15 protein-coding genes and 3 pseudogenes are annotated in these 13,864 nt (G+C 38.8%); 6 read left to right on the forward strand and 12 right to left on the reverse strand.

The annotated features are described in order from the left end of the window. Positions 1-37: 37 nt before the first annotated feature. The 10 genes from AAEY57_RS12935 to AAEY57_RS12980 form a co-directional block, all read right to left on the reverse strand. Positions 38-775: a DUF1365 domain-containing protein gene (locus AAEY57_RS12935; RefSeq protein WP_036954815.1), complete on the reverse strand. Its 738-nt coding sequence runs from the start codon at positions 773-775 to the stop codon at positions 38-40. Further along, positions 768-2,021, reverse strand: coding sequence for an NAD(P)/FAD-dependent oxidoreductase (locus AAEY57_RS12940; RefSeq protein WP_036954817.1), 1,254 nt, complete (start codon positions 2,019-2,021; stop codon positions 768-770). The genes AAEY57_RS12935 and AAEY57_RS12940 overlap by 8 nt, the downstream gene beginning before the upstream one ends. Further along, the gene (locus AAEY57_RS12945; protein WP_036954819.1) at positions 2,018-2,728 is read right to left on the reverse strand and encodes an SDR family NAD(P)-dependent oxidoreductase; all 711 of its coding nucleotides are present in this window, start codon (positions 2,726-2,728) and stop codon (positions 2,018-2,020) included. Before AAEY57_RS12945 ends, AAEY57_RS12940 begins: the two co-directional genes overlap by 4 nt. A gap of 2 nt (positions 2,729-2,730) precedes the next feature. Continuing rightward, positions 2,731-3,159 (reverse strand): nuclear transport factor 2 family protein, encoded by a 429-nt coding sequence (locus AAEY57_RS12950; RefSeq protein WP_013463257.1) that lies wholly within the window; start codon positions 3,157-3,159, stop codon positions 2,731-2,733. Between the two features lies 1 nt (position 3,160). Continuing rightward, positions 3,161-4,555: a deoxyribodipyrimidine photo-lyase gene (phrB, locus tag AAEY57_RS12955; RefSeq protein WP_036954823.1), complete on the reverse strand. Its 1,395-nt coding sequence runs from the start codon at positions 4,553-4,555 to the stop codon at positions 3,161-3,163. Next, positions 4,555-5,508: a YbgA family protein gene (locus tag AAEY57_RS12960; RefSeq protein ID WP_350608034.1), complete on the reverse strand. Its 954-nt coding sequence runs from the start codon at positions 5,506-5,508 to the stop codon at positions 4,555-4,557. Before AAEY57_RS12960 ends, phrB begins: the two co-directional genes overlap by 1 nt. Positions 5,509-5,516: 8 nt before the next feature. Further along, positions 5,517-6,182 carry a ChrR family anti-sigma-E factor gene (locus AAEY57_RS12965; RefSeq protein ID WP_013463254.1) on the reverse strand — a complete coding sequence of 222 codons (666 nt, stop codon included), beginning with the start codon at positions 6,180-6,182 and terminating at the stop codon, positions 5,517-5,519. Then, positions 6,175-6,798, reverse strand: a complete 624-nt coding sequence (locus AAEY57_RS12970; protein WP_350608035.1) for a sigma-70 family RNA polymerase sigma factor — start codon at positions 6,796-6,798, stop codon at positions 6,175-6,177. The genes AAEY57_RS12965 and AAEY57_RS12970 overlap by 8 nt, the downstream gene beginning before the upstream one ends. A 70-nt stretch (positions 6,799-6,868) precedes the next feature. After that, positions 6,869-7,447, reverse strand: a complete 579-nt coding sequence (locus tag AAEY57_RS12975) for an LON peptidase substrate-binding domain-containing protein (RefSeq protein ID WP_350608036.1) — start codon at positions 7,445-7,447, stop codon at positions 6,869-6,871. Positions 7,448-7,675: 228 nt separating this feature from the next. Beyond that, the gene (locus tag AAEY57_RS12980) at positions 7,676-7,954 is read right to left on the reverse strand and encodes a hypothetical protein (protein ID WP_350608037.1); all 279 of its coding nucleotides are present in this window, start codon (positions 7,952-7,954) and stop codon (positions 7,676-7,678) included. A gap of 296 nt (positions 7,955-8,250) precedes the next feature. On the opposite strand from AAEY57_RS12980, the gene trhA reads away from it, so the two are divergent. The 6 genes and pseudogenes from trhA to AAEY57_RS13010 all read left to right on the forward strand — a co-directional run bounded on the left by trhA (position 8,251) and on the right by AAEY57_RS13010 (position 13,039). After that, positions 8,251-8,880, forward strand: coding sequence for a PAQR family membrane homeostasis protein TrhA (trhA, locus tag AAEY57_RS12985; RefSeq protein WP_350608038.1), 630 nt, complete (start codon positions 8,251-8,253; stop codon positions 8,878-8,880). A 357-nt stretch (positions 8,881-9,237) separates the two neighbouring features. Next, on the forward strand, positions 9,238-10,071 hold the full coding sequence (locus AAEY57_RS12990; RefSeq protein ID WP_350608039.1) for a tyrosine-type recombinase/integrase: 834 nt from the start codon (positions 9,238-9,240) through the stop codon (positions 10,069-10,071). Beyond that, positions 10,068-11,156 (forward strand): IS91 family transposase, encoded by a 1,089-nt coding sequence (locus tag AAEY57_RS12995; protein ID WP_222714585.1) that lies wholly within the window; start codon positions 10,068-10,070, stop codon positions 11,154-11,156. The genes AAEY57_RS12990 and AAEY57_RS12995 overlap by 4 nt, the downstream gene beginning before the upstream one ends. A 331-nt stretch (positions 11,157-11,487) precedes the next feature. Beyond that, positions 11,488-11,910, forward strand: a pseudogene (locus AAEY57_RS13000) (GNAT family N-acetyltransferase). A gap of 100 nt (positions 11,911-12,010) precedes the next feature. Then, positions 12,011-12,370 carry a hypothetical protein gene (locus tag AAEY57_RS13005; protein ID WP_350608040.1) on the forward strand — a complete coding sequence of 120 codons (360 nt, stop codon included), beginning with the start codon at positions 12,011-12,013 and terminating at the stop codon, positions 12,368-12,370. A 369-nt stretch (positions 12,371-12,739) separates the two neighbouring features. Then, a complete protein-coding gene (locus AAEY57_RS13010) occupies positions 12,740-13,039 on the forward strand; it encodes a hypothetical protein (RefSeq protein WP_350608041.1) in 300 nt (99 codons plus the stop codon). Between the two features lie 449 nt (positions 13,040-13,488). On the opposite strand, the pseudogene AAEY57_RS13015 reads toward AAEY57_RS13010, so the two are convergent. Together AAEY57_RS13015 and istB are read right to left on the reverse strand one after the other, a co-directional pair. Then, positions 13,489-13,578 (reverse strand): annotated as a pseudogene (locus AAEY57_RS13015) (MGMT family protein); the annotation flags it as partial. Between the two features lie 78 nt (positions 13,579-13,656). Next, a pseudogene (istB, locus tag AAEY57_RS13020) lies at positions 13,657-13,864 on the reverse strand (IS21-like element ISShfr5 family helper ATPase IstB); the annotation flags it as partial.

The raw sequence follows: 13,864 nt of genomic DNA on the forward strand, positions 1-13,864 counted from the left end.
TGTTATTACTTGTTAAACAACATAAATTAATAAAAAATTATGATCTACCTGAATGACCTAAAAATGGGACTTTTTTTACAAACAGTTTAAATGCCTGATAGTAAATACCTTTGAAAATAGACCATGTCATTGCTGGAAAACGCTTAAGCAATTTACTCATTTGTGCTGTGCAGAGTGTTTGACGCTGTAACCTTAGTGATGCGTCAAAAAGTAATTCGTCATCGCGCTTATTTTCTATACGTATCAGTATATTGTCTTGCTTTTGTCGAACAGTCCAATGGTAGTTCATATCTAAGTTCATGAAAGGTGATACGGAAAAAACTTTCTTAAAGTTCACTTTTTTTTGTAGTGGAACCAAGTAGTAATGTCGTTCATTCCATGGGGTATTACTCACCTCAGCGACCATGTAGCTAAATTGATTATCATCATGGCCAAAAAAATAAAAATTAACGGGGCTAAAGTAAATACCCAAGCAGCGTAACTGCCCTAACATATAAACATGACTGAACTTTTCTGTAACCCCTAGCGCAGCTAACTGAGCGTGAGCACGCTCTACAATGGGGTTATTGTCAGTATTCGGCAATCCTTTCAAATAATCAGACTGTTTAAATTTTAAAGCCTTAAATCCTGTGGTACCAAGTTGTTTATGTACCCCGTTAAGTGCTTCGATGTTATTTAAGTCAACCCACATCATATAAAGCGGGTAATTAAACGCGTGGTGTTTAACAGCAAAACGGCGATGTTTAACATCGCCTAAATACACTGCATTAGTCAAACTCTACTCCAAGTTGCTTGGCCACATCAACGGCGCTGCGCACACCATCCTCATGAAAACCGTTGTACCAATACGCTCCGCAAAAGTACGTGTTATTTTGTCCATCAACGGTATGTTTTTGCTGTTGGGCGGCAATAGACTCTTGGTTAAATACAGGATGATGATAGGTAAATTCACGTAAAATTTTACTCTGATTAATACCTTCTAAGTGGTTCAAGGTAACGCAGAACTGTGTATCTGATTTGATCCCTTGAAGTATATTCATTTGATACGTAACCACCGCCGCTTTATCGGTATTATTATTAAGCAAATAATTCCAACTTGCCCATGCGGCTTTTCTATCCGGTAATAATGATTCATCAGTGTGAAGTACTACTGAATTTTCTGTGTACGGGATAGCACCCAAAACAGTGGTTTCTTGCTCACAAGGATCGCCAAGCAAAGCTAAAGCTTGATCAGAGTGACAGGCAAAAATGACTTTATCAAACTGTGCTTGCTGATCATCTGCAAAGGTAATTGTTACGCCTTCTGCGTTTCTAGTGACAGACTTAATGTGACTGTTAAGTTTTATATTGTCGGCAAAACCGGCAATTAAAGGCTTAATGTATTCTCGCGAGCCACCGGGAATAACGTACCATTGAGGTCTATTGGCAATGTCTAGCAAACCATGGTTGAAGAAAAACTTTACAAAAAACTCAACCCCTACATTTTCCATTTCTTTAATGCTAGTAGACCAAATGGCAGCACCCATAGGTAAAATGTAGTGGTATTTAAAGAAATCATTAAAACGATGTTGTTGTAATAATTGACCTAGTGATTGCTCTGTGTAGTGACCTTTTGCGTGCAAAGCCTTACATAACTTATTAAAACGCACGATGTCATACAATAAACGCCAAAATTTAGGTCTAACTATATTTCTGCGCTGAGCAAATAAACTACTAAATGTATGCCCATTGTATTCAAAGCCGGTTGCTTCGTTATGCACACTAAAACTCATTTGTGTCGGTTTACGTTTTACACCAATGCGTTCAAGCAACTTTTCAAAATAAGGGTACGTTCTATCATTAAATACAATAAACCCCGTATCTACCGCGTAATTAATACCGCTGTGCTCTACATCTACAGTTGCGGTGTGACCACCAATATAATCATTTTTTTCAAATAATGTGACATCGTAATGCTTGTGCAGTAAATGCCCGCAGGTTAAACCTGATACGCCAGTCCCAATTATTGCTATTTTTTTCAACGGGTTAATCCTTTTGCAATTTTAAGCCAAAGCGAAAGTGGCAATATTCGCAATGCTTTAAGTATAAGTGTAAAACGATAGGGGAAATGAACTTCTTTGCGGCGTTTAGCGACGCCTTTTATTATATAGTCAGCCGCTTTTTCGGCTGTAACAGCCATCGGCATAGGGAAATCATTTTTATCAGTTAAAGGGGTTTTTACAAAACCAGGGTGTACTAATGTCACATCAACATCGGTTAAATCTATCGCTAGGCTCTTAGCTAAATAACTAACGCCTGCCTTTGATGCACCGTAGGCTTCTGAACGTGGTAATGGTAAATAAGTAACACTTGAACTAACCATTACTAATTGCCCGCCAGAGACTATTTTTGGTAAAAGCGCCTCTAAGCAGTAACCCATTGATAACAAGTTAACGTTAATAACGCGCTCAAATAAGGCGCTATCAAAATTACGTGCATCGTCAACATACTCGCAGTTGCCAGCATTAAGAATTACGCGGTCAAATTGTGGGTAGCCGAGAGTGGCAGCTTTTATATCTTGTAAATTAGTGGCGTCAAATTGGCAGGTTTCTATGTTGTTGTGTTTACCTAGTTCAGCAAGTTTTTGCGTATTACGCCCGCAGGCAATCACTGTTTCACCCTGCTCGGCATACTTAATAGCAAGTTGTTCACCAATACCCGACGTTGCACCTGTAATAAGGGTAATCATAGTTAACCAGCCCTTTTATCAATAAAATTAATGATATTACCTAGTAATGGGATATGCTTGTATAACAGCTCACCAGCATTAAAGTAATCTCGATGTTTTACAATCTTGTCGCCTTCAAATACCAACTTGCTGTGCCCTTGCACTGTGATGGTTTTACCGGCATTCAGTTTTGGGTGAGAGTAATACATTGTCCAATACACAAATGCGTTATTATCGTTGGTAAATGAATCGGTTATGTCAAATCGACAATCCTTAACATTACTGTATAAACCACAAAAATAACGCCTTAAATCTTCTAGACCATTAATTTCGTGCAGCGGATCTATAAATTGTATATTTTTTGCATAAATTTCGGTTAATAACTCAAGGTTATTTTTATCAAGCTTTTGATATATTTCTACAAATTTATCGACTGATAATTGGTTATCCATATCACACCTTAAATGCATCTAAAGCCCTAGCTCGTGCTGCTTTATGATCAACAATTGCCGGCCAGTAACAGTGTTCACTTTGCCCCGTTGCTGCTAAATAGGTATGAGGAAAATGAATGTGTTTATCTGGGACTTTTTCTAATTCAGGCAGATATTTACGAATAAATTGACCACTTGGATCAAAGCGTTCACTTTGAGTAATAGGGTTAAACACTCTAAAATAAGGCTGTGCATCACAGCCTGTACTTGCCGCCCATTGCCAGCCGCCATTATTCGAGGCTAAATCACCATCAATAAGGTGCTGCATAAAAAACTGCTCGCCCTTACGCCAGTCGATTAAAAGATGTTTAGTTAAGAAACTTGCCACTACCATTCGCAAACGGTTGTGCATCCAACCAGTTTGCAATAGCTGTTGCATGGCAGCATCAACAAGTGGATAGCCAGTGCGGCCTTCACACCAAAGCTTAAACTCAGCCTCATTATCACGCCAAACAACACTATCGTACTTTTCGTTGAAATTAGCACCGCGCGATAATTTAGGAAATTCGGCAATGAGGTGTTTATAAAATTCACGCCAAATCAGCTCGTTCACCCACGTAAAGGTTTTACTTTTTGAGGTAGTCAAAATATCTGGATACTGCTGTTGTATGTTGACCATTAACTGCTTACTGCTAACAACCCCTAATGCTAAATATGGGCTTAAACCCGATGTTCCTTTTACACTAGGTATATCGCGTACATCATCATAACTTGCTAATTTATCATGGATAAAATTATCGACCACACTCGCTAAGGTGTCGTCATCAACCGGCCATTTCTTTGAACTGTCATCACTGCTGAGTAATTCACACGATTCAATATCAATAGGGTTTGAAGATAATGGCCACGACACCAAGCTAAAGTGAGTATCTTGATACTGTTTTAACCACGCCCGCTTAAAAGGCGTAAACACTTTATACATTTCATTGTTTTGAGTGCGTACACTGCCAACAGGTGCAATGATGTCACCTTCGTATAAAGTAAATGTTATTTGCTGTTGATCGCATTGCGCTTGAATCGCTTTATCTCTATTAAACTCATTAAGCTCATATTCTTTATTGGCTATTATGTGTTTAATCTCATACTGCTGACAAAAATCGAGAAGCTTAGTTTGGCAGTCTGTGAAATAAGGAGCCTCTATCACGTGTAAATTAATGCCATACTCAGCTAATTTTTCACGTATGTAACTGACTCTGCGTTTTAGTAAATCAATTTGAATTGGGGCAGTGTTATGCTGTGCCCATTGTTTTTCGCACACAAAAAAAATGGTGTGTTTAGCACCATTATTTAACGCTTCAATAAGCGCTTCGTTTGAAAAAAGGCGCAAATCACGCCTAAACCAAAATAGTGTATTCATTACAAACCGTAACGTAACTTTAATTCATTAGGATAAGGGTTAAAGTATATTTGCTTGCTTAAATATTCATTAGGATGAACCTTTAAATGATGCTTAAGTAAGGTTAGTGGTACATAAAGCGGTACCAACCCTTGGCGATATTCGTCTATTGCATCTCGCATTTCTTCTTTTTCGATTTTCGATAAATCTCTTTTGAAGTAACCTTGCAAGTGCATTAAAGTATTTGAATTGTTTTTTCTTGACGCAGGACGTTTCAACGCGGTCATTAAACCGAGAATATACTCATCGGCTAATGCGTTTATATCATCACCTAAATAAGTACCAAGCAAGTGGCCTAAGTCACGGTAAGCTTGATAGTTATGAGCCATCAACAAGTATTTGTATTGCGCGTGAAACTGAGTTAACCGATGAACTGTAATGGGATCTTTCACCAACTCCTGCCAGTTATATAATGTATAAACACGCATAACAAAATTTTCGCGTAAATGAACGTCGTTCAAGCGACCGTTTTCTTCACAGGGCAGTAATGGGTTGTGTTTCATGATTTGTTCTGCAAAAAAACCAATCCCTTCAGAGGTGTTACCGGTTCCTGCTTCATTGTAAATTTTAACGCGCTCCATGCCGCAACTCGGGCTTTTAGCACAAAAAACAAACCCACTTAAATGACCAGCTTGCTCTGTGGCTATTTTTTTGCCGTATTCTGTTAGCTGAGGGCCAACATCACCTGTACCATCTGGACGACACACTTTAATAGTATCAGCAGTTCTTACTTGACGAATTGTCGGGCGCGGTATAGGTAAGCCAACCGCAACCTCAGGACAATACATTTTATATTCAACATGTTTTGCCAGCTCTTCCATACAAAAGTTAGATTTTTTGTGGCCGCTGTCAAATCTTACCTTTTCGCCTGCTAAGCAGGCGCTAATACCTATTTTTATTGTATCTGTTTGCATAGATTCTCTTAATAAATCAAGCTGCCAATTGGATTAAGCAACTTGCTAAGTCCTTTATTGAAATGTAGCGCACTACTGACTACAGTAAAGCACAAACATCCCTCTTTTGTTAAAGGAGTATGTTGATGACGGCCATCTTGCCAAATAAAATCACCTGGTACATAACTGCCTTCTTCATCTGTAAATTCGCCATCAAGAAGTAGCGTAACTTCAAAACCTGTATGTGTATGCTCAGGAATTTCACCGCCTGCGTCTATGTGCAATAAACTCGAGCGCAAATGCCCATCGTCAAGCGCTATACGTGAACGAGCAAGCTTACCTACTTGTGTAAATTTGCTATGAGAAATACGTGTTAATGCTCTTGGTAAGCTGTAATTATAGTCATTCACTTCAATAGTGACAGGTTCAACGGCATAAACTTCATCAATCGAATCGTCTGACGTGATTAATTCAAGCAACCCTGAGTCCGCTATATCGTCGCTTTGCTCATCGTTATTAACATTCATGTTGTCACTAAACACTGCTTTTGCATTACTTGCCTCGAGTTTTTCAACCTCAGCTTGGCATATTGGGCACATATCTACATGAATAGATACGGCTAAGCTTAGTGATGCGGGAAGTGTTGCTGCACAGTATTGTGTCAGTAGTGTTTCACTCGGGTGATGTTTAATCATGCTGATCTCCCATTTCATTACGTAATTTCTGCAAGGCTAAACGTAATCGTGATTTTACCGTGCCTACTGGAATGTTTAATTGTTGAGCAAGCTGCTCTTGCGACATATCTTGAAAGTAAACACCGCGTACCACTTCTCTTTGTGCTTGTGGCAGTTTATCTAGGTAGCGCTTAATTTGTTTATCTTCAAGGTGGTCACTGTATTCGTGATGTGTATCTTCTGATTCATTCAATAACGGCCAGATGTCTTCGCTAATATTTTCTTCTTTGTTACTTTTCATTTTTCGAAGCATGTCAAAAGACGCATTACGCATTACCGTATAAACCCACGTAGTGGCTGCGCCTTTGTCGCTGTTGTACAAATGCGCTTTTCGCCACACTGAAGTGAGGGTTTCTTGTACCAATTCCATTGCTTGGGCTTCTACACCAAATTGCTTTATGCCGAAGCGCTTAATCTTAGGTGCAAAATATTCAAACAAGTACGCGAAAGATTTTTTATCGCGAGATTGAGCTACATTAACTAATGCTTCCCTGAGTTCCGTACTTGGTGTTTCTGGCATGGCAGTGTACTTACCTGTGTTAGGTTCACAACTTAGTGATTGTTGTTGACTTACCATAGTAAAATGTCCCGTTATTGCTTTAGTGAATACCATTACGAGCAATGGTTACAAGCGGATCATAATTATTTTAGGCAAATTCGTTATTAATCACAGTATGGAGGAAACTAAGCAAGCTATCAAAGTTAGTCTCAAATGCAAGTTGTTGTTTTTTCTCAATAGAAATGGGAAGTAATTCAAGCCAACGCGCCACAATCCACGCAAGCTGATTAAATTTGGTGGTTTTATAAAGCGATTGCAAATCAGGGTTATTCGCAAAAACGTCTTCTAGTGCTACTTGTAAAAGTTGGTGTTGACCAATTTCGTGGTTATCTTTGTTGTACCAATAAGGTGTGTTGCAAGCGGATACATCACCATGGCGAAGTTCCTGCTCATCTTGATACACGTTATCTATTTGCACACTCTTAGATGCAAATACATCAATCAACAGCATACCGCTTTCGTCTTGATCAAAATCAATAATATCCATTAAACACCCTTGGGCGCTTATATTAAATGGTGTGTCGTGTTCGAAGGTGCAAAGTACAAAACCGCTGTTTGTTTTTAATGCGTTTTTAACCATCGTCAAATAACGAGGCTCAAATATACGTAATCGCGTATAGCCTTCAGGTAATATAAAAATCGGTAATGGGAAGATCGCACGTTTCATAAAGTCTACTTCTTTCAAACACTCTGCCTTTATTTACGTGCGCTCTATTGAAGTCGATCAGCTTTAGTTACATCGATTGTTTTACCGTGTAAGTGCATTCGCTAATTAAACCTCGTTCCCATATTTTTTATCATGTAAACCAAGTAATAAACACTCAGTACACTTGCCACTGGCGCCAACATCAGGGCTAACAATTCGAACTCGCTGTTCATCACTTATTCCCTATTTTTATTGTTTTTGTTGTGTTTTTACTACAAGTTGCTTTTCATCAATGCCACTATTATCAACAACTGGGTTGGTTTGTAGTAAACCATCTAAAATAGCTTGGACATCAAAAGAAACGGCTTCTTTTACTGACTGTTCAAGTTCATGGGTTGCTTGTGATACATAAGTCGTCACCGTTTTAGTCAACATATCTGTAATATCTAAATCGACCTCTGTTGCATGTACTTGAGATGAACCTAATAAAAGTAAACTAGCTAGTGTCATGTTAATTGAAGTTTTCATAATGTTATTCCTTGTTTGTTTATTGGTTAATACACCTAGATACAATCAAGGGCTGTGCCATAAAGAAAAAATCAATAAACCTTTGTTTTATAAATATATAAAATAAAAAGGTTAAGATTTATAAAATATGGGTTAGTTAATTTAACTAACAATTTAAAAAATATAACCAAATAGTAGTGTATTTTTTAACATGCTGTAATCCATAAACTGGCAGCACCATGTCAATCAATTCTCAATTGATAATTTCAGCGCACACTTGTACACTAAACACCAAATTATAAGTGGTAAGATCTGTTATGTCTTTTGAAACTCCCTATTCTAAAAAAGAAGAGCTGTTAAATGTTATTAGTCATGCCTTAGGCATTGTATTTGCTGCTTTTGTTTTTTGGGATTTAGTTAAACAAACTAATAGTGTGAAAAGCTATGCCAGTACTCTGGTATACGGCAGCAGCTTGTTTATTTTATTTTTATCTTCAACGCTTTATCACGCCAGTGTGCGCCCAAGATTGAGAGCGTTTTACAAAAAATGTGATCATTGCGCCATTTATTTACTGATTGCAGGCACCTACACGCCCTTTTTGTTGCTGTCGTTATCTGGGCTCTGGTCTTGGGCTACCTTAGCCTTTATTTGGACAGTAGCGTTTGCAGGCATCGCTTATAAGCTATTGGTTAAAAATGGCAATAAAAAAGTTTCACTGGCTACTTATTTATTAATGGGATGGTTTGCATTAGCCATTGTGTATCCGCTTTATTTAAACGTGCCTATCAATGCACTTTATTGGCTATTAGCTGGCGGCTTATTTTATAGTGTAGGTACTATTTTTTACAGTGCAAAAAGTACTCAATATAGCCATGCTATTTGGCACCTCTTTGTTATTGGTGGATGTGTTAGCCATTATATTTCGATCAGTAATTATGTTTATTAGGCTGGTTAAGCCATTTAGATTAGTCTGGTTTGAGCGAGGAACGGTCATTGAGACTGGCTAAACATCGTCGTTAATAGATTGGTTAAACTGCTCTTTGCGCATATATTCATGAAAATGAGCGGTGAGCGCATATTGATCTATTTAACTTAATTCAAATATTTTAGAAAACTTAGTGATAGTAATACCTTAGGTTATTTGTTAAAACTATATAGAGTAGACAAATGAGCGTTTAGTCGGCAGAAATATGCGCGATGAGCGCACTATTAAATTGTTGAACTAAGCCGCTACGCGGAGATCCTATTCTTATCATTTGAGCCACACTTACCTTGGGGTTATCCCATAACTTGGAGGTAAGTCATGAATACACTCATTGAACAAGTCAAAACTGAAATAGCCTATCGTGGTTATTCGCAAAGTACATGTAAAAGCTACTGTGAACATTTACTAAAACTCAGTCATTATTTTAATAAACCGCTCGATTCGATTACTGATGAGGAACTTAACGCCTTTTTTAACGATCCTGCGATTCGTAAACTTTCTAGAGCAAGCCAAAAAATACAGATAAACAGTATTTGGTTCTTGTTTAAGAATATTTTACATCGGCCACTTAACTTAGATATTGTACTGCTAAAAGTAAAACTTCGCGCACCCACGTATTTATCGCGCGATGACATGCGACGGCTTATAGAAAGTTGCACCGATATGCGCTTAAAAACATTGATTATGGTGTGCTATGGGTGTGGCTTACGTATTAATGAACTGCTACGCATTAAAGTGCAAGATATCGATGGACAGCGTAAAACTATTTTAATTGAACAAGGTAAAGGGGATAAATCACGCTATGTGGTTGTATCAGATAGCGTGCTGGCTCAATTACGTTGTTATTGGAAAATGTATCATCCAACGGGCTGGATGTTTTACTCGCGGTTGTTAATGGATAAACCTATGTCAGCATCAACCTTCAGGAAGCCATTGAGAAAACATGCACAAGCGTGTGGCTTAAAGCACTGTAATCCACATACTTTACGCCATGCTTATGCAACACACCAACTTGAATCAGGTATGCCACTTCATCAACTGCAACATCAGCTTGGGCACAGTGATATTAAAACCACACAAAGTTACTTACATTGGTTACCAGAGTTAGGTCATGGCGGCATTGATTTGCTTGCGAGCTGGAGTAAACAATGAACGCCTTACACCTCGCTGATATTTTAAACTCAAGCCTTGAGAGTTATCGCCAACATCATACGGTGAGTTATCAACAACTGCGCGTGTGTCAGCACCTTCAATCATGCAGAACGGGTCAGCTCGGTTATCAAGCATGGCAATGTGATAGCTGTGGGGAGTCGCAAAAGATTGGATGTAGCTGTCGAGACCGTCATTGCCCGCGTTGCCAAGGCATGGCTACGGCTAAATGGGTGCAAAAACAGCAGGAGGATTTATTACCATGTAGGTATTTCCACCTTGTTTTTACACTCCCGCATGAGTTGAATATCATTGCGCACTACAACCCAAACGCGTTGTATCAGTGTTTATTCAAAGCCACATGGCAAACGCTGAGTAAATTTGCGAAACGAAAGAGGCATGGTCAGTTAGGCATGACAAGTGTACTGCATACGTGGGGGCAAAACTTAGGTCAGCATATCCATTTACACTGTTTGATACCCGCAGGCGCGCTTGATAAAGCGCACTGGCATGAAATAGAAAAAGGCTATTTATACCCCGTTAAAGCATTATCAACAGTGTTCAGAGGGAAAATGCTGGCGGCGCTCAATGAATGCGATAGTTCATTCGCGAAGGTAAGCACGCCAACCAAATGGTGCGTGTATAGCAAAGCCTGTTTAACGTACAGTGAAAAGCTAGTTAGTTACCTTGCTCGTTATACCCGAAAAGGCGTAATGTCAGAATCACGATTAGTGTCAGCGACTGAAGAAACAGTGAGCTTTAAATACCGCGATTATGCAGATAACAACCGCGATAAAGTCATGACTCTGAGTTGTGATGAATTTTTACGGCGTTACTTACAACATGTATTGCCCAAAGGGTTTATGCGCATTCGCCACTATGGCTTTTTAGCTAATGCGTGTCGCAAGCGAAAGTTAGCATTAATAAGGTCACAAGAATCACACAGAGGTAAAGTGGAGAAGCTAAAGACAGAAAACGTAACACTGATACCGCATTGGCCTTGCCAGCATTGTAAGGCAGGTATCTTGCGGTTAATTGGCGTATTCCAGTTATATGAAACAAGGACCAAAGTAGAGCGAACGAGTTAGCAGCTAGGTAGCTGCTTAAAATCAATTAGTTAACCTGCTTAACTGCTCAGGCTAGCGGCCTCTGTACGTGTAAAAAATATAATTGCTTATTAAGGCAAATTTAGGTGTAATGAATACATAATAAGCGCTGAGCAATGCAGGGAAAGCTTACATAACACTAGCTAAGCTGATTAAATCAGCTAGGAAAGTGAGAGCCTCCAAAAAGCAAATTCCCATAGCATAAACAACACCAACTCTGACACACCGAGCAGGTAGCGGCTCAGTCCAACAAGCGATTATGCAACACAAACAGCGTGCCGCATAAATACTAAAATGTTAGGAGACTAGAGCGGTGGTTATATTTGAACCGGCTAAGGATTTAGCAAAAGTAGCACATTTTACTCTGTCGAACATGCGACCATATTATGAACAATATTCTGTAGATTGGGATGAAGCACAGATTGAGAAAATGACGTAAGAGCTTGTGAACTATGACATTTTGGTTCAGGGAATACTTGTTGGTGTCATGAGGTTATCTTTCGATACAGAAGAATGCTGGTTACGTGATTTGCAAGTTGAGCAGAGTTATCAGAATCAAGGTATTGGCTCAATCGCTCTTGCAGAGGCGGAGCGACTCGCGAGAGAGCACTGTGCTGAAACTTTAAAGCTTAGAGTGTTTAAAAATAGCCCAGCTGTTCATTTGTATAAGCGGCAAGGGTTCGGTTTAACGAGTGAAGACGAGCGGTTTTACTACATGAGCCGTACCGTCTCCTAACAAGCAAATTTTATCGCCAGCAAAAAGCGCTGGCTGCGACGTCAACCCGCTGCGCGGCTTTCCGCGCTAAATTTGGGCGTTAGATGCAATCAGAGTCACTATGAATATTTACGACAGAACACAGAGTAAAATTATTGAAGCTGGATTTAATACTGAAAATATTAAAGATCTTGTTCACTTAATTACTCAATGTACGGATATTTCAGAGGCAAAAAAATTACTCACTGAATTTGAAGTGTTGGCAAATAAATTACCTTGGCCTCAAGATCATGATTTTGGAGCATTATTAATCCAAAAAGAATATAAATCGGCAATTAGTAAAAGTATTGAAAAATTAATGATTAGCACTGCACATGAAAGAGCTCATTGGTGTGCATCTTGTTCTACATCAGGAGGTGAAGGGTTAGCCCGTTCAGTTCATGTAAAAGAATTAAGCATCCTTCTCCAAAACTGCATCTAACAAAGCTAATCAAAACCGACGCAAAACACTCCGCTTTCATTGTGTTTCGCTTCGCGAATTATACACAATGAAAGCTCCGCGTTGTTGCGCTGTTTATTAGAGCATTAGCTGTTCTGATAACTACGAGGTTTTTGTTGCATGATCGAATCAAGATTTTGGAAAGATGATTTAGTTCGATAGGCGAAAAGTTTTAAACCTGTTTCAAATCCACCGTATTACTCTGAAAAGCGCCAAGTAAATTTTGAAAAAGATGTCATCGTTTCGTTGTTTATGGTGAGAAAGTTAGGAGAATCCTTAAAATTATCATCTAAGACATTAAAAAGAAATTTTACTGTGTATTCTTCCTTGTGCCAGAAACAAGTTCATAATATGAACTTTTGGGATATTGGTGAACTATATGATTTAGAAGTTGAGAATAAAGAACAAAAGAATGTTCAATTTATTTCGAATCAACTAATTCATGGGCAAGCAATTTATGCTTATCGTGATGATACTAGAAATTGGGTTAGAATATATACTTGCTCAGACTTTGAAAGGAATAAGAAAATTTATAATATTCCTATATCAACAATCATCGAAATACTCATGATAGCAAGCGAAGATTTCCCTACAAAAATTGATTATGAATACTGTAGTAAAAAACAAGATTACTTAGTCTCTACCGATTAAATAAACAGCTAGCAAACACTTCAACCAAGGGACGAAAAACAGCAAGCTTGCGCTCCTTCGTCGCTAATTTTAGCCTGCTACTTTGCGCCGGTTAAGCGAGGCGTTAACGTCCGCAATTGGCACTCAGTCAATATAGATGGCTTAACTTACAGTATAAAGCAGTTATATATCGCTAACGTGGTAAATTAGATTGTTTCTGATAAATTCATTATTTTTGTCGGATGGCGTGGCTCCGCCACTTGTCCAACCTACGTTAAAAGGTAGGTTGGTTAAGCCGAAGGCGCCACCCAACAGAGTTTCAGATACACGCCTTTAGATCCGCTCATGGCACTCTCAGGCTTCTCGACAACATAAAATATTGAGAGTTATTGGCAAGGCCATTTTTCTTTGTCGGATGGCGCTTCGCTTTTCCGACCTACGCGTGCAAATATCTGACGAGAGTGGTGATATCACTCCCATCTACACTCGCGCATATTCACTTTATTATTCTTAAAATTAACACCTTCTAATAACAGTTTTTGTCGTTGTTCTTGGTATTTGCGTAATACCATGATGCCGATCGCTCAATACCATTCAAGCCGATCACTTTTTTGTCTGTCAGTAGACCTCAGTAAAATCTAACTTGAGTGATCGGCATCAGTCAAGAAATTTAGTTTTTTTCGCATCGACTCGCCTTTTAATTCCAACTTTATCGCCCCGTGCACAAGCCTATCTAGAATCGCATCCGCGTGTGTCGATTCTCCGATCATTTCATACCAATTTTCTATCGGTAATTGACTCGCTATTAAGGTCGATTTTGTATCATATCTTGCATCAATTAATTCC

Origin of the sequence: Pseudoalteromonas sp. MER144-MNA-CIBAN-0113 (assembly GCF_040308965.1) — a bacterium.
In the GTDB taxonomy this organism is placed as follows: Bacteria; Pseudomonadota; Gammaproteobacteria; order Enterobacterales; family Alteromonadaceae; genus Pseudoalteromonas; species Pseudoalteromonas tetraodonis.